Genomic DNA, 18,354 nt, shown 5'->3' with positions numbered 1-18,354 from the left:
GAGCAGCATGCAGGCAGTGTCCCCGTCCGACCACCTGCGCCTGCGCCGGCTCATGAACCCTGCGTTCAGCCCGAAGGCGGCCGAGCGGCTCCGCGAGGACACTCGCCAGATCGCAATGCAGGCGCTCGCGGCACTACCGGAGGACGAGGTCGTCGACCTCGCGGCGTTCGCCGACTACATCCCACTGAGGGTCGTCGGCCGTCTCTTCGCTATTCCAGCCGCCTCGGAGGACGCCTTCCTGACCTTCGCGCAGGCGCGAATCGGTCTACTGAACCCCCTCCTCCCGCCGAGCGAGCGCGATCGCCTGATCCGGATCGTCAGCGAGGGCTTCGGATTGATCGCCGCGCTGATCGCCGAACGTCGCGTTCATCCTGGGGACGACCTGCTGTCGACGTTGATCCACCACGAGGAGGCGGGTGCCCGTCTCTCCGAGTACGAGCTGATGAGCATGGTCGGGGCGATCATCGTCGGCGGCTCGGACACTACGGTCCACACGCTTCGCTTCATGCTGCTCAATCTGCTGCGAAACCCCGAGCAGCTCGCTCGCGTTCGGGCAGATACACGCCTCGTCGGCGCCCTGCTCGAGGAGACCCTGCGCTTCGATCAATTCGGCAAGCTGGGCTCGCCGTGTTACGCGCTCGAGGACCTGAGCATCCGCGGCGTCCCGATCGCCCGGGGCCAGATGGTCATCCCAATGGCCGGCGCTGCCACGCATGACCCCGAGGCCTTCGAGCGGCCCGAAGTGTTCGACATCGGGCGAACGGATCTCGGCGTGGCTCTTAACTTCGGCGTCGGCCCCCACGTCTGCCTCGGAGTTCACCTGGCTCGGATGGAGGCCAACGTCGTGGTGCCGCTCGTGCTCGAACATTTCCCGGAGATGACCCTCGCGGGCCCGCCCGAGTATCAGCCGAGCGGGTTCTTCCGCGTGATGCACCGCTTGCCCGTGCGTGTGCGCCGGGCCGCGGCCTAGTCGAGGAAGAAGTCCGGGATCAGCGTCGCCCCGGGCGTGACCGCGTAGTGGTCGAAGCTGGTCACGCCCGTCTCGCGCAGCAGGTCCTCGTCGAGGAAGAAGTTGCCGGTGCACTTGCGGCTCTCCCGCGTGAGGATCACGTGGGCCGCGTCGGCCATGATCTCGACGGTGCGGCAGCCCGCCATCATCGCCGGGCCGCCGATCATGTTGATCGCGGCGGTGGCGATCGCGGTACGCGGCCACAGGGCGTTGACCGCGACCCCCTCGTCGGCGAACTCCGCCGCCATGCCGAGCACGCACATGCTCATGCCGTACTTGGCCATCGTGTAGGCGACGTGGTTCTTGAACCAGTGCGCCTGCATATTGAGCGGCGGCGAGAGGTTCAGGATGTGCGGGTTGCCGGCCTTGAGCAGGTGCGGCAGGCAGGCCTGCGAGCACAGGTAGGTGCCGCGGGTGTTGATCTGATGCATCAGGTCGTAGCGCTTCATCGGCGTGGCCAGCGTGCCGGTGAGGCTGATCGCGCTGGCGTTGTTGATGAGGATGTCGATGCCGCCGAAGGTCTCGACGGTCTTCGCCACCGCGGCGAGCACCTGGGCCTCCTCGCGGATGTCGACCATCAGCGGCAGCGCCTTGCCGCCCGCGGCCTCGATCTCGGCGGCGGCGCTGAAGATCGTTCCGGGCAGCTTGGGGTGCGGCTCGGTGGTCTTGGCGGCGATGACGACGTTGGCCCCGTCGCGCGCGGCACGAAGGCCGATGGCGAGGCCGATGCCGCGGCTGGCGCCGCTGATGAAGATTGTCTTGCCGGAGAGCGTGGGCTTGCTGGTCATGTGGCTTCCTCGCGCCCGGTGGGCGCGCCTGCAGGTCGTGTGTAGCTGATCGCAACGATGTTGAAGATGGCCCGGCCGCGCGGGCGCTCGACCGTGACGTCGTCGCCCTCCTCCTTGCCGAGCAGGGCCTTGCCGACCGGCGAGGCGACGCTGATCTTGCCGACGCTGACGTCGAACTCCTCGGCGCCCACCAGCTGGTAGTGCACGGTGCCGCCGTCCTCGTCCTCGAGCGTGACCCAGGCGCCGAAGGTCACGCGCTCGGGCTCGCTGGCGGGCGGCGAGAAGGGCCTGAGGTTGTCGAGCCGCTTCGACAGGAACTCGAGGCGCTTGTCGATCTCCCGCAGGCGCCGCTTGCCGTAGATGTACTCGGCGTTCTCCGACCTGTCCCCGAGGGCAGCCGCAGCCGAGACCTCATTCGTCACCCGCGGGCGCTCGACCTTCCACAGGTACTCGAGCTCGTCGCGCAGCTTCTTCAGGCCCTCGGCCGTGATCCAGTGCTTCGGGGGCTCCTCCGCCACCGGGCGACCATGCCAGGTGCTCACTCCGGCGGCAACGCCCGCGCGCCCGCCGACAGCGGCGCCGCCTCCTCGGCCTCCTCGAGCGCCTGCGCCACCACCAGCTCCGCCTGCCGCTGCATCCCCGCCACCCGACCGCCCGCCATCACCACCCCGGCCCCACCTGCGAGCAGCAGGCCGATGCCCAGCCACATCATCAGCGACGACAGCAGGAAGCCCAGCACCGTCACCCCGAGCGCGACCGTCGTGAACATCACTGCGGCGAGCGCGAGGCTCGAGCCGGTGCGCTCGCTGCGGACCTGCACGAGCGCGCCGCCCTGGCCGTCGGAGCTGCCGTGGATGCGGTAGAGCATGCCGGTGCGGTCGTCGAGGATGTCGATGTCGCCGTTGCCCTGACGGTGCCCGCGGTGACCGACCTGGCGGGCGATCGCCGCGCGCACGCCCTCGACCGCGCGGTCGGGTGACAACGCGAGCTGGGCCTGCGCCGTGTAGCCCTGCACGGCAGCTCCGGCGGACTTCGCGATCGCCGTGCCCGGGCTGTCGCCGGCGCGCTGAGACAGCGCCTGGCGCAGCTCCTCGGGAGAGATGCCGGCCTCCGCGGCCGCGTCACGCAGCTCTTGATCCGTGAGTTTGGCCCGCTCGTTCATCGCCGGCCAGGGTAGCGCAACTCGTCGCGTCCGGTGCAGCCCTCACGATCGCCTTCATGTTAGACCCGCGTCGAGGTCAAAAGGACAATGAGTGAGCTCGCCTTCATGGCCGCGGTGCAGGAGCGTCGCCTCGCGGAGCTGATCGCCCGCGGGGTGCAGATCGTCGATCCGAGGCAGACCTACGTCGACGCCGCGGTGCTGCCCGAGCGGATCCACGCCGGCTCCGTGCTCCACCCGGGCACCCGCCTGTGCGGCGCGCGGAGCTTCCTGGGCCCGCACGCCGAGCTCGGCCGCGAGGGCCCGGTCACCGCGATCGACTGCGTGCTCGGCGAGGGCGCGCGCCTCGATGGCGGCTACGCCCGCGACGCCGTGCTCTTGCGCGGCGCCTCGGCGGGCTCGGCCGCCCACCTGCGTGAGGGCACCTTGCTCGAGGAGGAGGCCAGCACCGCCCACGCCGTCGGCCTCAAGCACACGATCCTCCTGTCCTTCGTCACGATCGGTTCGCTGGTGAATTTCTGCGACCTGCTGATGGCCGGCGGCAGCTCGCGGCAGGATCACTCCGAGGTCGGCAGCGGCTACATCCACTTCAACTACACGCCGTGGGGGGCGCGCGGCGACAAGGCCACGCCCTCGTTGATCGGCGACGTGCCCCACGGCGCGCTGCTGCGGTCGCGGCGGATCTTCCTCGGTGGCAGCGGCGGCATGGTCGGCCCGCGTCAGGTCGGCTTCGGGGCGGTCGCCGGCGCCGGGCAGGTGCTGCGCAAAGATGTCCCCGAGGACAGGCTCGTGATGCAGGCGACCCGCGAGCGCGAGCGGCCCTTCCCGCACGGCGCCCTCGATCCGGCCGAGCCGCGCGCGGCCCACAACGCCCGCTACATCGCCGAACTGATGGCCCTGCGCGCCTGGTACGCGGAGATCCGCCTGCGCCGGGCGCCCGCGACCGGGCCGCACGCGCACGTCCACACCGTCACGCGCGAGGCCCTCGCCACCCTCGACCTCTGCATCGCCGAGCGACAGGCCCGCTTCACTGCCTTCCTGCGCGAGCGCGGCGTCGACACGCCGCAGCTCACGACCCACCACGAGCACCCCTGTCCGCTCGTGCTCCACGCGGCTGAGCCTTACACCGACCACGTCGCGTGGGTGCAGAGCCTGCCCGACGCCGACGTGACGGCGCTCGGCGCCTGGCTGGCCGACATCGTGCGCGACGTGGCCAGCGGCTAGGGCTGTTCGAGGCTCGGGGCCAGCAGCTCGAGCGCGTGCGAGATCCCCATCGCGGTGATCAGCGTCGTCAGCTTCGGCCCCTTGTCGCGGTCGATGAGCAGGTCGTACACGACCGGCAGGAAGGTCTTGTTGTCGAGCGATGTGCCGGCGGTCAGCGTCTTCATCGTCGGCACCAGCCCGTCCTCGTCGAGCGTCGCGTCGGCCTGCAACACCTCGACGATGCGCCGCAGGCAGGTCGCCTCGTCCGGCGTCAGCGCCCGGGTCTTCGGCGTCTTGCGGATGATGAAGAGGAACTCCTCGGGCGCGAACTTCTCGAGCCAGTTCTTGACGCAGCGAGCGCGCGCCGTGCACTGCACGCGCTCCGCGTCGGTCTTGATCAACCCGGCGAGCTTGTAGTGATTGATCGTCTGACCGATGTTCCCCTCGAAGATCTGCAAGATCATGCTGAGGTGGCGAAAGCCCGGGAGGAAGGGCATCACCTCGCCGGGGCCGACGCGGTGGTGATCGACGCTCGCCAGCTGCAGCGCGCGCTGGGCCACCAGCTTCTTCTGCTCGTCCTTGGCCTCCTCGAGCCCGTAGGCGACCCGGCGCAGGCGATCGTAGGCCTCGTAGAGCGCGATCACGTCGACGTCGAAGCTGATCTGGAACTCGGTGTTGGGCCGGTACGACACGAAGATCCAGCGCAGCACCTCGGGCTCGTAGACCTCGAGGCAGTCGGTCACCGTGACGACCCCGCCCTTGGAGCTCGAGATCTTGCCGGCGCGGCCCTTGATCCGCACGAAGTCGTAGCCCACGTACTCCGGCGCGCGGAAGCCGTAGACCTCGCGCACGATGTCCTTCGCGGTGTCGTAGCTGCCGCCCGCGGTGCTGTGGTCCTTGCCGCCTGGCTCGAAGCACACGCCCTCGTGGGCCCAGCGCATCGGCCAGTCGATGCGCCACGGCAGCTTGAGGTTGCCGCCGCTGCGCAGGTCGACGTCACGCTCGTGGCCGCAGCGCTCGCAGTTGTAGTGCACCGTCCACTCGCCCGTGATCTGGAAGCGCAGCTTGTCGCGCCCGCACTCGTCGCAGAAGCCGGACAGCGGCAGCCAGTCGTCGTCGACGCGCGAGTGGGCGGTGGTCTGCTCGCGCACGCGGTTCAAGATGTCGCGGATCTTGCTCGCCTGCTGCAGCGCCTTCTGGATGCCGACCGCGTAGGTGCCCTTGCGGTACTGCGCCGACTGGCGGATGAACTCCGGCCGGATGCCGAGCGGCTCCATGCTGCGCTCGAACTGGGCGATGTGGTGCGCGGCGTAGCTGTCGTGCTGGTCCCAGGGGTCTGGCACGTCGACGATGCTGCGACCGAGATGCGTCGCCAAGAGCTCGCGCTTCGGCATGCCCTCGGGCACCTTGCGGAACACGTCGAAGTCGTCCCATGAGTAGATGAAGCGCACGTCGGCGCCGCGGTCCCGCAGCGCCCGCGCGACCAGGTCGACCGTCATCACCTCGCGGAAGTTGCCGACGTGCACGACCCCCGACGGCGTGATCCCGGCGGCGACGGTGATCCGCTTCGCCTCGGGGTGCGCAGCGAGGGTCTTGGCGGCGGCCTGGTCGGCCCAGTGGTTCAGGAAGGGGTCGTGCGACTCCATGGCGGGCATGGTTGTCGCGCGAACAGGCCCGCGGGCACAAGGCCCCCCGGCCAGTGAAGTTGGGGGGCCCGTGATTCCTACTTGGCCGGGGCCTTGGCGGCGGCCGGGCTCTTGCCGCAATTCGCGGCGTCCTTGATCGCCTCGATGCGCTCGACCAGCGCCTGTCCGGCGCTCTTGGCGGCGTAGATCTTCAGCGCCTCCTCGGCCTGCGTGCAGGCCTCCTTGAAGTTCTTCTTGTAGTTGGCGACCGACGCGAGGCCCTCCAGGGCCCGCGCCGCGATGAGCTCGCTGCCCGGAGCGGTGGCCGTGCGCTGGGCCTTCACGAAGGTCGAGGCGGCCGAATCGAGCTCGCCAGGGTTGGCGATCTGGTCCTTGTCCTCGCCGCCGAAGGCCATGTTGATCTTGGCCTCGCCGTACAGCACCAGCGCCAACCCGGCGTTCGGGCCGTCGCTCTGCAGCTTGTACGCCGCCTCGAAGTTGGTGGCTGCGTTGGCGTCCTCGTCCATGCCGAGCTGGTAGGCGCCGAGGGCCAGCTTGGCGATGACCTGCACCTCCTTGTCGGCGGTCTGGTCACCCATCGCCACCGCGTGCTCGGCCGGCTCCTTGGCGTTCTCGGCGACCGGCTCGACCACCGACAGCGCGAGCCAGCCGGCGCTGAGCCCCGAGGCGCGCAGCTGCTGCCGGGCCTTCAGGTCGGCCGTCAGCGGCTCGAGGATCTCCTTGGCCTTGTCGAAGTTGCCGAGGATGTACTGGTCGCGGGCCTGGGCGATCGCCGGCGGATCGGGCTCCTGCGGGACGCCGGGCGTCACAGCGCCGCCGGTGTCCCCGGGCGCGCCGCCTGTGTCGCCGGGCTTCGGGTCGTCGGGCTTGGTGGTGTCCGGGTCCTTCTTGCAGGCGCCGAGCAAGGCGAAGGCGGTGAGGCAGAGCAGAGTGCGCTTCATGAGATGGTGGTTCCTGACGATGGTTGACCTGAGGTGGCGGACGATGGAGCTTCGGGGAGATCGTCGCGTGCGAGCGGCACAGGCTCGCGCTTGCACACACGGACGTGGAGGCTGCCGTCTGCGCCGAGTGTGCCGTAAACCAGGCGCGTCGGGTCGGGATCTTGCCCGAAGCGTTCGTGTTTGAACCGCCCAACGACCTCGACCTCGTCGCCGAGCAGGAGGGAGCAGAACACCCGGTGCGGCCCGACCCGGTCCTCCGGGGCGACGACATCGGCGCGCCCCAGGTGCTCCAGCGTGGCCCGTCCGGTGGCGTCGGCGACCGTCACGTACTCGACGGCGACCGCGGCGTCCGGCCCGGCCCCGCTGCGGTTGCGCCACACGCACTCGCGCCCAGGCGCGCCGCCGAGGCTTCCGTCGGCCGCGGCCAGGACCCCACGGATCAGCACCGGCCCCTCCGGCGCCTCCGCGATCGGCGTGGCCAGGCCGCGCTGCAGCATGCGCCCGACCATCGCCGAGAACTGCGGGTCGTCCTTGCTGCGTTGCCGCGGTCCGCGACGTCCGCGAGGCTCGGTGTTGCGCGCCGACATCTGCCGCTGCGCCCGAAGATTGCCGAGCCAGTACACGAGGATCGCCGCCGGGATCAGCACCGCGACGATGTATGGCCAACGAGCGGGCAGCTCCACGACCTCAGCCAGCATCACCAGTACGCCTCTGCCACCGTCAAGGTGAAGCCGAGCTCGTCCTTGTCGGCCCGGGCAGCGCCCGGCTTCTTGTCGAGATCCTCGGGGCCCTGAGTCTTGCCCTCGACGAGCGATCTGCCGGACTTGCCAGGCTCGATGCGGGCGATCGGCGCGCCGCGCATGCGCTGACCGTTGGAGAACTGGACCTCGGGGATCACCCCCTCGATCGCCACCGTGCCGCGGTTCTCGACCACGAGGATCCACCGGATCCGTCCGAGCCAGATCTCCGGCGTGCCCTCGACGTCGAGCTTCACCGTCGGCCCGATGTCGTAGGCGCGGTTGGGCCTGCCGTCGTGCTGGCGCGGGATCAGGTGCATGCGCTCGGCCTGATAGTCCATTTGCACGAAGAATTCGCGCATCACGTTGAGCCCGAGCAGCCCCTCGGTCCGCTCGTTGACGCAGCCGTCACACACCGAGACGAGCAACCCCTCGAGCACGGTCTCGCCGAGGCGCAGGCCGGGCAGATACACCATTCGGCTCTCGCGCGGACCGCTCGCGGTGTTGAACTGCAGGGTGGGGGCGTCGTCTGGCACCGCGAGGCCGAGCTTCGCGGCGGTCTTGCTGTTGACCGTGGTGAACGAGGCGCCGGTGTCGAACAGGTAGGGCAGCACGGTGCGCCCGGCGGGCCCCTGCAGCTCGACGCTCATCAAGATCGCGTTGCCAGTGGCGGAGAAGGGGACGGCGATCTCCGTGGCCGAGGCGGTTCGCAGCGGCGTGGGGCTGGGCGCCTCGACCGCCGGGATGTCCTCGGGCGGGTCGATCTGGTCGGCCAGGCTGTGCCCGATCGCGCTCGCGATCCGCGTGACCCCGTGGTCGTCCCCCAGGCCCTGCGCCACCCAGTTGTCTTGCGAACGCAGCGCCGTCACCAGCGCCTGCGGCGCGATCTGGGTGAGCAGCAGCAGCCCGACCATGTTCCAGGCCAGCGGCAGCCACGCAGCGGTCGCCCACAACCGCCGTGAGTCGCCCCCGTGCTTCCACGCCGCCAACCCCATCGGCAGGGCCAGTGTGACCACCACGCTGAGTAACCCCAGCCACACCGTGTTGGTGTAGGGGTCGAGCTGGGCGACCCGTGCGAGCGAAAAGTTGCACCAAAGCGCCAGTGGCAGGACCAGCACAGAAGTAAACACCAGCGCCACCCACAGCATCGTCGTCAACGTCCCCGACGATGCAGCGCCCGTGCCCGTACCCGTGCCCGTAGCGGTTGGACTCGAGCGTCCGAGGCGCGGTTTGTTCACGGCGGGGATACTATCCGAAATTGGGGGCATCTGAAGACGGTCGTTGGATCCCCGCGGCAAAATCCGTAGGATACACGGCGGGAATGGCTGAGCAGCCCAAACAAGCCAAGATCGCCACGTTCGGCGTTCGCTTCGAATCCTACGACGACTTTCTGGTCGAGTACACGGACAACCTGCGGCGTGGCTTCTTGATGCTACCCAGCGTCCGCAACCTCGCGGTGGAACAGGTGGTCCGCATCAAGCTGAGCCTGCCGAACCGGGCCATCTTGTACCTCAGCGGCAGCGTCAGCGACCCGGGGGCCGATGGGGGCAAGGGTACCCTCATCAAGCTGGTGAACTTCACCGCGGAGCAGGACAAGATCCTCAGCCTCTGCGTGAACTCGGTCCTCATCGACGCCGCGCCCGCGGCCGTCGAGGCCGCCCCGAACAAGCCGATCAACGTCCTGCTCGTCGATGACTCGCCGAGCGTGCGCAGCGAGCTCAGCACGGCGCTCCGCGCCCGCGGTATCAACGTCAGCACCGCTGACAACGGCCTGCTGGCGATGTCCGCCGCGCTCAAGCAGGAGCCCGACCTGATCCTCACGGACGTCGAGATGCCCGAGATGGACGGCTGGACGCTGCTGCGGATGGCCCGCGCCCGCAAGAAGCTGGCCCACATCCCGATCGTGTTCCTCACCGCGCTCAGCGACGACATGTCTCGTCTGCAGGGCTACCGCATGGGCGTCGACGACTACCTGCCGAAGACCCTGCCCGCCGACGAGATCATCGCCCGCATCCAGGGCGTGCTGGCCCGCCGCGCCGGTAACCCCAACCCCGCGGTCGAGAGCCGCGGGCTCCGCGGCGACCTGCACCACGTCCGTCTCGGCAGCGTGCTCTCCTTCCTCGAAGCCGAGAAGAAGACGGGTGACCTGCGGCTCGACAACGGCGACGACCACGCCGTGCTGCGCATCGTCAACGGCATCCTGCGCGACGTGAAGAACCTCGGCGATCGGGTCCAGCACCCGCACGAGCGGGTCTTCGAGCTGCTGTCGTGGTCCAGCGGTCAGTTCGAGTTCTTCACCTTGCCGCCAGGCTCCGAGTCCGAGGGCGGGCAGATCGAGCCGACCTCCGTCACTTATCTGTTGATGGAGCACGCCCGCCGTGAAGATGAGGCCGCCGAGGCCAACCGCCGGCGATCCTGAGGCTGGCTGAGAGGACATGTCCCCGGGGCCATGGTCTTCGGGGCCGGTTCATTAAACGCCGCGAGGCGCCCCGCGCGAGCGGGACGCCTCGGCTCAAGACGCGGCGGTGATCACTTCTTGGCCGGGCCGTCGGTCGCGCAGGTGGCATCGACCGTGAAGTTGCTGCCCGACTGGAACGGCTCGACGTTCATGATGAGGTAGGTGCCGCCGTGCTGGGCGCAGTGGATCTTGGCCTGGTCGACCGCCTGCTGGGCGGTCGGGGCGAAGCCCTTGGCGATGCCGAGCTCGACGTAACCGGTGGCCATCGCGTCCTTGGAGGCGACGGTCTTCACCTTGGCGACGGGAACGGGCTTGGCGCTGGTGCCGTTGCCGCGGAAGCTGCCACCGATACCACCCGCGCAGGCGGAGGTCAGGGCGAGGGACAGGGACAGGACGATCATGACAGGGCGCATACAGACTCCGGAGCTGGTAGGTCAGCGATTGGGGCGGCTAGACGTCGCCTGAGTGGGGAAGATTCGCGGTCCCGGGCAGCACACGCAGGCTCGCAGAGCGGATCCCCGGGCCATCCTGCGTGCGAGCACAGGTCCCGGGCCTGGTCTCGGCGCCGTGGGCCACACAGCGGCTGCAATCCCCGGCACAGCCGCTGCGGCGGCGGTTCAGCCAGCGCGCGGTGAGCCAGGCCACGGCCACGGTGATGCACAGCAACACCGCCCCGGTCTGCCACCACGCCTGCCACCCCGACAGCCCATCCGAGAGTGAGGGCCCAAGATCGGCGAGCACGGAGCGCGGGGACGGCAGCATGTCAGTCACCCTTACGCAGCGCCGCTTCGTCCGCAGGGCACCAGCCGCCCTTGATGCCGCGTGCGCGTGGGCACAGGCCGTACAGCTCGAGTCGGTGGCGGACGAGGTTGAAGCCGAAGCTGCGAGCGACCCGCTCCTGCTCCCTCTCGATGTCGTCGTTCTGGAACTCGAGCACGTGCTGACACTCGATGCAGATCAGGTGGTCGTGGTGTTCGGTGTCGCCCGCCGTCTCGTACATCGTCTGGCCGTCGCCGAAGCGGCGCAGCGCCGCGAGGCCACACTCGGTGAGCAGCTTCAGCGTGCGGTACACGGTCGCGTAGCCGATGCGGGGGTTCTCCGAGCGGCTGAGGTGCAGCAGCTCCTCGATGCTCATGTGGCCATCGGTGCTGAAGAACTTCTGGGCGATGAGGTCCCGCTGGCGCGTCGACTTGAGCTGCTTCTTCTCAAGATACGCGTGGAACTGACCCATCAAGGTCTCGACGTCGGTCCCGATTGGGTGGTGCCGCCGATCGTGCATCGCCGTGACCGTAACGCGAGCCCCGCCGTGCGGCAAGCGTTGCGGGCGTGAAACCGAACCCTTATAGTCCGCCGCGCATGGCGACCCCTGCCTCATCCTCAACACCTCGGCGCCGCGCCAAGCCTGGTGAAGCTGCGATGGCGGCCCCTGAGCTTACGTCACCCGCGATCGACCAGGTCCTCGGTGAACTCGAGCGGGTGGTCGCCGAGCTCGAGGCCGGTGACTTGCCGCTGGAGAGCGCCCTCAAGCGCTTCGAGGACGGCGTGCGCCTGGCACGACAGGGCGGCCAGCTGCTCGACGCGGTTGAGCAACGGGTCGAGATGTTGCTCGAAGGTCGCGACGGCACAGCGCCCTTCCCCGGCACCAACGAGGATGACGACGACGGAGGCGACGACGATGACAGCGTTTGACCTGAAGGCATACGTGAACGACCGCCGGCACCAGGCGGACGAGGCCCTCGCGCAGGCGCTGCCCGAGATCGACGCCGCGGGCGGTGACCCGGGTCGACTCAAGGAGGGCATGCGCTACGCGGTCCTGCAGGGCGGCAAGCGCATGCGGCCGATGATCACGATCGCCGCCTGCGAGGCCGCCGGGGGGAGCGTCACGAACGCGTTGCCGGCCAGCTGCGCGCTGGAGATGATCCACGCCTACTCGCTGGTCCACGACGACCTCCCGGCGATGGACAACGACCTCGAGCGCCGCGGTCGGCCGACCGTCCACGTCGCCTTCGGTCATGCCCAGGCGATCCTCATCGGCGACGCGCTCCTCACCCGCGCCTTCGAGGTCCTCGGCCGCGGCGCCGCCGGCATCTCGGGCGATCGCATCGCCGCTGCCATGACACGCCTCGCTCACCACGCCGGGATCCACGGCATGGTCGGCGGGCAGGCCCTCGACATCCAGCACGGCCAGGACATCCACGCGCTCGAGCTGCTCGAGCGGGTGCACGCGCTCAAGACCGGCGCCCTCTATGCCGCCGGCGGCGCGATGGGTGCCCTGTGTGGCGGCGCGACCGAGGCGCAAGTGCGTGACCTCGAGGCCTGGGGCCTGAAGTTCGGCATCGCCTTTCAGCACGCCGACGACATCCTCGACGACGACCAGCAGGCACTGCGCCCGCAGGCGCTGGCCCGCGTCGATCAGCTGGTCGGCGAGTGCGACGGGCTGGCCGCCCAGTTCGGCGTCCGCGCCGAGCCGCTGCGGGCGCTTGCCAGGTGGGTCGCCGACCGGGCCCACGCCGCCGCCGCGGGCGTCAAGGCCGACTGACCTTCAGGACAGGTCACGGCGCCACCGAGATCAGCACGCCGTAGATCCCCGCGCGGGAGATCCATCCATTGATCCCCCCGCGGTTGTTGCCGATCTGAAAGGTCGGCCCGCGGATCGCCTTGATCAGGTGCAGGTACTGTTGCCCGTTCACCTTGCACAGCACGATGTCACCGACCGCGAGCGCGCGCTCGCCCACCGGCTCCACGGTGCACAGCGCCCCGTTGTCGACCTTGCCGCGCATGCTGTTGCCGCGCGGACGAAAGCTCACCGTCTCGCCTTGCAGCAGCCGCTCGATGTGTCCCGTCGCCCAGCCCACGTCAGTCCCATGTAAAAGCAGCGAGGCCTGGCTGACAAGCCCGCGTGCGCGCTCTAGCATCGCCGGATGCTGCGTCGTCCGCTCTGTCTGATCCTCCTGCTGACCGCCGCATGCGCGCCCGAGCCCGCCCGCAGCGAGGCGTCGAGCCCACCAGTGTCGGCCGCCGCTGCGCCGATCGTGACCAACGCTCCGGTGACAATCGTCGATCCAGCGCCCGCCCCAGCGCCCGAGGCCAACGACCCGCGCTGGCACGCGACCCTGAAGGAGATCGCCGCGCACTACACGAGCTGGGGACGGGTCGACGACCAGATGCGCTGGGCCCCGACCCTGTGCGCCATGCCTCAGCCCGCGCGCGCCCGCATCAGCGCCAGCGGCGACGAGTCCACCCACGGGCGCAAGCTCTACACCCTCTACGCCAAGGACCCCGTCGCCTACGGCGCCCCCAAGAGTTTCATGGCCAGCCCCGATCTGCCGAGTCTCGCCGACCTCAAGCAGGTCGTCGTCAAGGAGGCCTTCCGTCCGCTCGAGGTTGCGAACGACGGCAGCCTGGGCCTCGGCGGCGGCATGTTGCCCGCCGAGCACGAGGGCAAGCGCTACATGCCGGGCGAGCCAGCGGGGATCTACGTCGTGTTCAAGCCGAGCAAGCCGCTGGCCGAGACCGACGCTGGCTGGGTCTACGGCACGGTCACGGCCGACGGCGCGACCGTGACCTCGGCGGGCAAGGTTGCGAGCTGCATGGGCTGCCACGAGCACGCGAAGCACGAGCGCCTGTTCGGCACCGACCCGATCAAGGTCCCGCCAGGCCCGGGCCCCGACGGTCGCCACCACTGAGCACCGGGCGAGTTAGCTGGCCCAGATGCGCAGGTGGTTGATCGCGAAGTTCATGCGGGCCATGCACTCGCGATACTCCGGGTGGCGCAGGATCATGAAGCCATCCGAGAGCAGCGTCTGCTTCCAGTCGCGGCGCGCGTGGCCGATCGGCAGGATGTCCGACACGACCAGGCTGTCGCCGAGGCGCTGGCGGATCTCGTCGAGCCCCTCGATGCGGCGGATCCGTCCCTGGCCCTCGGCGCGCTTGAACAGCGCCGCGACGTGGTATCGGCGGTGCGGGCGGGCGTCGAAGCTGCGCCAGCAGACCGTGCGGGCCCACTCGCGGTAGAGGTCGAAGTCGTTGGCGAAGTTCATCTGGTCGACGAGCTTGCCGCCCGGCGAGCGCGCGCCGATCTCCCCGAACACCACCTCGCCGTCCGGCTTGCGGTACCACTCCATGTGGGTGAAGCCGGTGTCCATGCCGAGCGCCTTGAGCACGCCGCGGCCGAGCTCGATGCCGTCGCGTAGCGCCGGCTGGTAGGGGTCTCGAAACACGATCTGCGCCGGCGTGATCCACTCGTTGTTGCGGCCCTCCAGCGGCTTCGGGTGGTACTGGGCCACGCTCTCGAACACCGGCGTGCCGTCGATGCACACGGTGTCGTAGGTGAACTCCTCGCCCTCGATGAACTCCTCGAGGTTGAGCTCCGCGTGATGACCGACGGCGCCGAGCACCCCGCGCAGCTCCGCGGGGTCGTCGGCGCGGTAGGTGTCGGCGGTGCCGGCCCCCGCGATCGGCTTGACGATCACCGGGTAGCCGATCTCCTCGGCGGCCGCGAGCGCCTCGGCGGCCGTGCTCACGCGGGCGTAGTGTGGCACCCGCAGCCCGGCCGCGGCGACCCGCTCCTTCATGATCGGCTTGTCGCGGAAGCCGATCGCAACATCCGGCCGCATCCCCGGCAGACCCAGCGCCTCACGCACGCGCGCCGCCAGCACGATGCACGGCTCCCACAGGCACTCGATGCGGTCGACCTGCAGCTGGCGCGCGGCGGCGACGATGCGCCGCAGCGCGTCGTCCTCCTGGAACAGCCCGGGCACCTGCAGGTAGTCGCGGAGGTGGCGCTGGACCTTGGCAGGCAGGCTGCCGCGCGGCATGTCGCCGACGCCGTAGACCTGGGCCCCGACCTCGGCGAGGCCGCGCGTGAAGTCTTGCATCTCCTCCGGGTAGTGCGGTGAGATAAAGAGGACTTTCATGGGCTCGCTCCTGGGTGGCCTTCGGGCCAGGTACTTGGGGACATGTGCTTCGAGACAGGCGCGTTCACCCGGCGCGCACGCGGATCGTGCGGGCGATGACCTCGAAGATCTCGCGCATGGCGTCATAGTCGGGGTGGCGCATCTGGATCCACGCGTTGGCCATGTAGCCGGCCTCGATCGGCTGGGTCGGCGTGCCGGCGGGCGGCAGGTGAGCCTTGGTGACGTACTCGCCGAAGCGGCGCTGGACCTCCTCGACGCCCTCGTAGCCGACGATGCGACCGTCACGATCGGGGCGCAGCGCGATGATGCCGGAGGCGAAGCGACGCGAGGGGCGACGCTCGATGCGGCCAAACACGACCGCGTTGGCCCACTCGCGGTAGATGTCGATGTCGTTGCCCGCGGCGTACACGTCCCACTGACCGACGCCGGGCGGGCGGGCGCCGATCTCCGAGAACTTGAGGCCCTTGGGCCCGTAGAACCACTCCATGTGCGTCGCGGTCGTGCCGAGGCCCATGGTGGTGATGACGCGGCGCCCGAGCTCCTTGAGCGCGTCGTAGCCGGAGGCGTCGAGCCGGTTGGTCGACACGATGTACGGCGAGATCCAGCGGTTGCGCATCGCGTCGAGCACGTTCGGGTAGTAGTGCGACACGAACTCCATCACCGGCACGCCGTCGACCGACATGGTGTCGTAGAAGCCCTCGTGACCCTCGATGAACTCCTCGATCGCGACCGACTGTCCCTGAGCGACCCCGGCCTCCTTCAGCGCCGCGGCCAGCTGTCCGTCATTGTCACAGCGGGTCGTGCCCGAGGCGCCCGCGCCCGCGCGCGGCTTGATGATGATCGGGTAGCCGACCGCGCGCACGAACGCGATCGCCTCGTCGACGGAGGCGATGCCGTCCGACGCGGCGCAGGGGATCCCGTGGCGGCGCAGGTGCTCCTTCATCTGCGGCTTGTCGCGACACAGCACGGCCGCCTCGACCGACAGGCCGGGGATCTTGCAGGCCTCGCGCACCGCCGCGACCGGCAAGATGTGAGCCTCGATCGTCGACTCGAGCCGGTCGACCCACTCGCGCCGCTGCACCCGTCGTACCGCCTCGAGCATCGCCTGCTCGTCGCACACCGATGGCACCTGCTCGTAGCCGTGCAACCAGCTCTTGAGCTCGCTGTCGAGGTACACCGGCGACGCCTCGCCGATGCCCGTCACCTTGGCGCCGACGGAGTGCATGGCGCGGACAAAGTGCCTCTGGTAAGAGGGGAAGTGCGGGGCGACGAACAAGACATGCATGATGCGTTTCCTACCCTCGGGGCAGCCTATTGCGCTCCTACCATGGCTGCGCGCCAAGGGACAGATCCATGACCGTGGGCATGCTGCTGGGCCCCCAGCGCCTGCATCCGATCGTCGGCGAGGCCCTGGAGCTCCTCAAGGTCGACCCCGCGGACGGCCGCAAGATCGCCGCCATCACCGCGGGCTGGCAGGAGCGCGAGGCCGAGGACCAGGAGCTGTGCGCCGCGCTCGGCAACCGATCCGTCAACCTCATGCTGCACGCCCGCGGCGAGGCCGTGTTCCGCGACGATCCCGATTTCTTCGCCGCGCACCGGGCGAAGCAGGACCGCCTGCGTAGCCTGCAAGACCTCTACCGCCTGCGCCTCGCCAGCACCCTCAAGGCGGCAAGACGGGTCCAGCAGGCCACGGCCCCGCGAGATCTCATCGAGTCCGAACTCGAGGAGTCGCTGCAGGCCCTGCGCCTGCTCGACGCCCACCACGTCGCCAAGGTCCGCCAGATCGAGGAAGACTTCGACCGCCGGACCAAGCCGCTGCAGCGCCTGTCAGTCCGCCGCCAGCTCGCCGAGATCGACGCGATCCTCGCCGAGTGCAGCGCCGTGGCGATCGCCGGCGGACACGTCGCGGTGCTCTACAACCGCATGCGGATGTTCGACCTCAAGAGCCGCCTCGCCGAGCGCCCCGAGGTCCCGATCATGGCCTGGTCCGCCGGCGCGATGGTCGTCTCGGACCGCATCGTCCTGTTCCACGACAGCCCGCCGCAGGGCCGCGGCAACGCCGAGCTGCTGGCCAACGGCCTCGGCCTGTTCCCCGGCGTCGTCGTCCTCCCGCACGCCCGCCGCCGCCTCCTGCTGCACGACCACGCGCGCATCTCGGTGTTCGCCCGCCGCCACGCGACCGCCGCCTGCTTCGCCCTCGACGACCGCTGCTGGCTGCGCTTCGACGGCGCGCGCTGGTTCAGCGGCCCCAACACCTTTCAGCTGTGCAGCGACGGCCAGCTCATCACCACCACTCCGGCCGCGCCATGAAGTCAGCGATCCAGACCTTCCTCTCCAAGGGTCCCCCCGACGAAGTGGCGATCGCCGCCTTCCTCAAGGCCCACACCTTCCCGATCGTCGAGGGCCGCCAGGCCACCTTCGTCTATCACGGTGCCGCCGACGCCGTGAACCTTCGCCACTGGGTCTTCGGCCTCGCGTCGTCGCAGTCCTTCGAGCGCGTGCCGACCACCAACCTCTGGCACCACACGCTCGAGATCCCGCCGCAGTCCCGCGTCGAGTACAAGCTGGAGATCCACCAGGCCGGACACCGCCAGTGGATTCAAGATCCGCTGAACTCGAACCTCGCTCACGACCCCTTCGGCGCCAACTCCGTGTGCCACGGCCAGGGCTACGAGCGACCCGACTGGACTGAGCCCGACCCCGACGCCCGCAAGGGCTCGCTCAAGGAGATGCTGTTCTCGCAGACCACCCTCGGCGGGCCCCGCCGCGTCTCCGTCTACCTCCCCGCGCGATTCCGCGAGACCCGCCGCTACCCCCTCCTCATCGTCCACGACGGCGGCGACTACATGCGTTACGCCAGCCTCCAGACGGTCCTCGACAACCTCATCCACCGCCTCGAGGTCGCCCCCCTGGTCGTCGCGCTCACCCACCCCGGCGACCGGCTCGGCGAGTACCCCAACCATCCGGGCCACGCCGCCTTCATAGCCGAACAACTGCTACCGGAGATGCAGGCCAAGTTCCCGCTCTACGAGGCCCCGGCCTCGCGCTGTCTCATGGGCGCGAGCTTCGGCGGCGTCGCGGCGCTGTCGACCGCGTGGCGCTATCCCGGCGTCTTCGGCCGCCTGCTGCTGCAGTCGGGCAGCTTCGCCTTCACCGACATCGGCGAGAGCAAGCGAGGACCCACCTTCGCCAAGGTGGTGGACTTCATCAACGCCTTCCGCGACCGCCCCGGCAAACCGTCGGAGAAGGTGTACCTGTCGTGCGGCACCTACGAGTCGCTGATCTACGAGAACCGGACCATGGTGCCGGTCCTGCAGGGCACCGGCATGGACGTCCGCTACGAAGAGGCACGCGACGGACACAACTGGGAGAACTGGCGCGACCGCCTGCGCAGCGGCCTGTCCTGGCTATTCCCCGGGCCGCTGTGGATGGTTTACGAGTGAGGCTTTCGCGCTTGCCAAATTGAGGCCTCTTCGCCCATAGTCGCGCCGGGAAGG

20 protein-coding genes are annotated in these 18,354 nt (G+C 69.5%); 8 read left to right on the top strand and 12 right to left on the bottom strand.

Features of this window, described 5'->3' with window-relative positions; genetic code table 11:
* Nucleotides 1–7: 7 nt before the first annotated feature.
* Nucleotides 8–970, top strand: coding sequence for a cytochrome P450 (locus IPJ59_RS05220; RefSeq protein ID WP_293270007.1), 963 nt, complete (start codon nucleotides 8–10; stop codon nucleotides 968–970).
* On the opposite strand, the gene IPJ59_RS05215 is transcribed toward IPJ59_RS05220, so the two are convergent.
* From IPJ59_RS05215 to IPJ59_RS05205, 3 genes are read right to left on the bottom strand one after another with little or no spacing between them, the layout of a single operon-like run.
* The gene (locus IPJ59_RS05215; protein ID WP_293270006.1) at nucleotides 967–1,797 is read right to left on the bottom strand and encodes an SDR family oxidoreductase; all 831 of its coding nucleotides are present in this window, start codon (nucleotides 1,795–1,797) and stop codon (nucleotides 967–969) included. The two genes, IPJ59_RS05220 and IPJ59_RS05215, sit on opposite strands and share 4 nt — an antisense overlap.
* A complete protein-coding gene (gene greB / locus IPJ59_RS05210) occupies nucleotides 1,794–2,315 on the bottom strand; it encodes a transcription elongation factor GreB (RefSeq protein WP_293270004.1) in 522 nt (173 codons plus the stop codon). The genes IPJ59_RS05215 and greB overlap by 4 nt, the downstream gene beginning before the upstream one ends.
* Nucleotides 2,316–2,335: 20 nt before the next feature.
* Entirely contained in the window at nucleotides 2,336–2,959 is a 624-nt protein-coding gene (locus IPJ59_RS05205; protein WP_293249515.1) for a hypothetical protein, read from the bottom strand.
* Between the two features lie 87 nt (nucleotides 2,960–3,046).
* Between IPJ59_RS05205 and IPJ59_RS05200 the strand changes: the two genes are divergently transcribed.
* Nucleotides 3,047–4,180, top strand: coding sequence for a UDP-N-acetylglucosamine pyrophosphorylase (locus IPJ59_RS05200; RefSeq protein ID WP_293249518.1), 1,134 nt, complete (start codon nucleotides 3,047–3,049; stop codon nucleotides 4,178–4,180).
* Here IPJ59_RS05200 and lysS read toward each other — a convergent pair.
* The 4 genes from lysS to IPJ59_RS05180 form a co-directional block, all read right to left on the bottom strand.
* A complete protein-coding gene (lysS, locus tag IPJ59_RS05195; protein WP_293249521.1) occupies nucleotides 4,177–5,805 on the bottom strand; it encodes a lysine--tRNA ligase in 1,629 nt (542 codons plus the stop codon). The two genes, IPJ59_RS05200 and lysS, sit on opposite strands and share 4 nt — an antisense overlap.
* Nucleotides 5,806–5,882: 77 nt before the next feature.
* On the bottom strand, nucleotides 5,883–6,746 hold the full coding sequence (locus tag IPJ59_RS05190; protein WP_293270002.1) for a hypothetical protein: 864 nt from the start codon (nucleotides 6,744–6,746) through the stop codon (nucleotides 5,883–5,885).
* Nucleotides 6,743–7,444, bottom strand: a complete 702-nt coding sequence (locus IPJ59_RS05185; protein ID WP_293249527.1) for a hypothetical protein — start codon at nucleotides 7,442–7,444, stop codon at nucleotides 6,743–6,745. The genes IPJ59_RS05190 and IPJ59_RS05185 overlap by 4 nt, the downstream gene beginning before the upstream one ends.
* Nucleotides 7,444–8,631: a retropepsin-like aspartic protease family protein gene (locus IPJ59_RS05180; RefSeq protein WP_293250253.1), complete on the bottom strand. Its 1,188-nt coding sequence runs from the start codon at nucleotides 8,629–8,631 to the stop codon at nucleotides 7,444–7,446. Before IPJ59_RS05180 ends, IPJ59_RS05185 begins: the two co-directional genes overlap by 1 nt.
* A 173-nt stretch (nucleotides 8,632–8,804) precedes the next feature.
* Between IPJ59_RS05180 and IPJ59_RS05175 the strand changes: the two genes are divergently transcribed.
* Nucleotides 8,805–9,902, top strand: coding sequence for a response regulator (locus tag IPJ59_RS05175; RefSeq protein ID WP_293249530.1), 1,098 nt, complete (start codon nucleotides 8,805–8,807; stop codon nucleotides 9,900–9,902).
* Between the two features lie 110 nt (nucleotides 9,903–10,012).
* Here the strand turns inward: IPJ59_RS05175 and IPJ59_RS05170 are convergent, their stop codons facing one another.
* Both IPJ59_RS05170 and IPJ59_RS05165 read right to left on the bottom strand, forming a co-directional pair.
* Entirely contained in the window at nucleotides 10,013–10,342 is a 330-nt protein-coding gene (locus IPJ59_RS05170) for a hypothetical protein (RefSeq protein WP_293270000.1), read from the bottom strand.
* Nucleotides 10,343–10,704: 362 nt separating this feature from the next.
* Nucleotides 10,705–11,220, bottom strand: a complete 516-nt coding sequence (locus tag IPJ59_RS05165) for a Fur family transcriptional regulator (RefSeq protein WP_293249535.1) — start codon at nucleotides 11,218–11,220, stop codon at nucleotides 10,705–10,707.
* 137 nt (nucleotides 11,221–11,357) lie between these two features.
* Between IPJ59_RS05165 and xseB the strand changes: the two genes are divergently transcribed.
* Both xseB and IPJ59_RS05155 read left to right on the top strand, forming a co-directional pair.
* Complete coding sequence (xseB, locus tag IPJ59_RS05160; RefSeq protein WP_293249538.1) at nucleotides 11,358–11,630, top strand: exodeoxyribonuclease VII small subunit; 273 nt, start codon at nucleotides 11,358–11,360, stop codon at nucleotides 11,628–11,630.
* Nucleotides 11,617–12,480, top strand: a complete 864-nt coding sequence (locus IPJ59_RS05155) for a polyprenyl synthetase family protein (RefSeq protein ID WP_293249541.1) — start codon at nucleotides 11,617–11,619, stop codon at nucleotides 12,478–12,480. Before xseB ends, IPJ59_RS05155 begins: the two co-directional genes overlap by 14 nt.
* Before the next feature lie 13 nt (nucleotides 12,481–12,493).
* Here the strand turns inward: IPJ59_RS05155 and IPJ59_RS05150 are convergent, their stop codons facing one another.
* A complete protein-coding gene (locus IPJ59_RS05150) occupies nucleotides 12,494–12,796 on the bottom strand; it encodes a hypothetical protein (RefSeq protein ID WP_293269998.1) in 303 nt (100 codons plus the stop codon).
* 66 nt (nucleotides 12,797–12,862) lie between these two features.
* Here IPJ59_RS05150 and IPJ59_RS05145 point away from each other — a divergent pair, with 66 nt between their 5' ends.
* A complete protein-coding gene (locus IPJ59_RS05145; RefSeq protein ID WP_293249547.1) occupies nucleotides 12,863–13,627 on the top strand; it encodes a cytochrome P460 family protein in 765 nt (254 codons plus the stop codon).
* A gap of 12 nt (nucleotides 13,628–13,639) precedes the next feature.
* Here the strand turns inward: IPJ59_RS05145 and IPJ59_RS05140 are convergent, their stop codons facing one another.
* Both IPJ59_RS05140 and IPJ59_RS05135 read right to left on the bottom strand, forming a co-directional pair.
* Nucleotides 13,640–14,857, bottom strand: coding sequence for an ATP-grasp domain-containing protein (locus IPJ59_RS05140; RefSeq protein ID WP_293269996.1), 1,218 nt, complete (start codon nucleotides 14,855–14,857; stop codon nucleotides 13,640–13,642).
* Nucleotides 14,858–14,921: 64 nt separating this feature from the next.
* Entirely contained in the window at nucleotides 14,922–16,142 is a 1,221-nt protein-coding gene (locus tag IPJ59_RS05135) for an ATP-grasp domain-containing protein (protein ID WP_293269994.1), read from the bottom strand.
* A gap of 68 nt (nucleotides 16,143–16,210) precedes the next feature.
* Here IPJ59_RS05135 and IPJ59_RS05130 point away from each other — a divergent pair, with 68 nt between their 5' ends.
* Together IPJ59_RS05130 and IPJ59_RS05125 are read left to right on the top strand one after the other, a co-directional pair.
* On the top strand, nucleotides 16,211–17,167 hold the full coding sequence (locus IPJ59_RS05130; protein ID WP_293269993.1) for a Type 1 glutamine amidotransferase-like domain-containing protein: 957 nt from the start codon (nucleotides 16,211–16,213) through the stop codon (nucleotides 17,165–17,167).
* Complete coding sequence (locus IPJ59_RS05125) at nucleotides 17,164–18,300, top strand: alpha/beta hydrolase (RefSeq protein WP_293249559.1); 1,137 nt, start codon at nucleotides 17,164–17,166, stop codon at nucleotides 18,298–18,300. The genes IPJ59_RS05130 and IPJ59_RS05125 overlap by 4 nt, the downstream gene beginning before the upstream one ends.
* The last annotated feature ends 54 nt before the right edge of the window (nucleotides 18,301–18,354 follow it).

Origin of the sequence: Nannocystis sp., assembly GCF_016714285.1 — a bacterium.
In the GTDB taxonomy this organism is placed as follows: domain Bacteria; phylum Myxococcota_A; class Polyangia; order Nannocystales; family Nannocystaceae; genus Nannocystis.
This window is presented reverse-complemented; position numbering and strand designations above follow the sequence as displayed.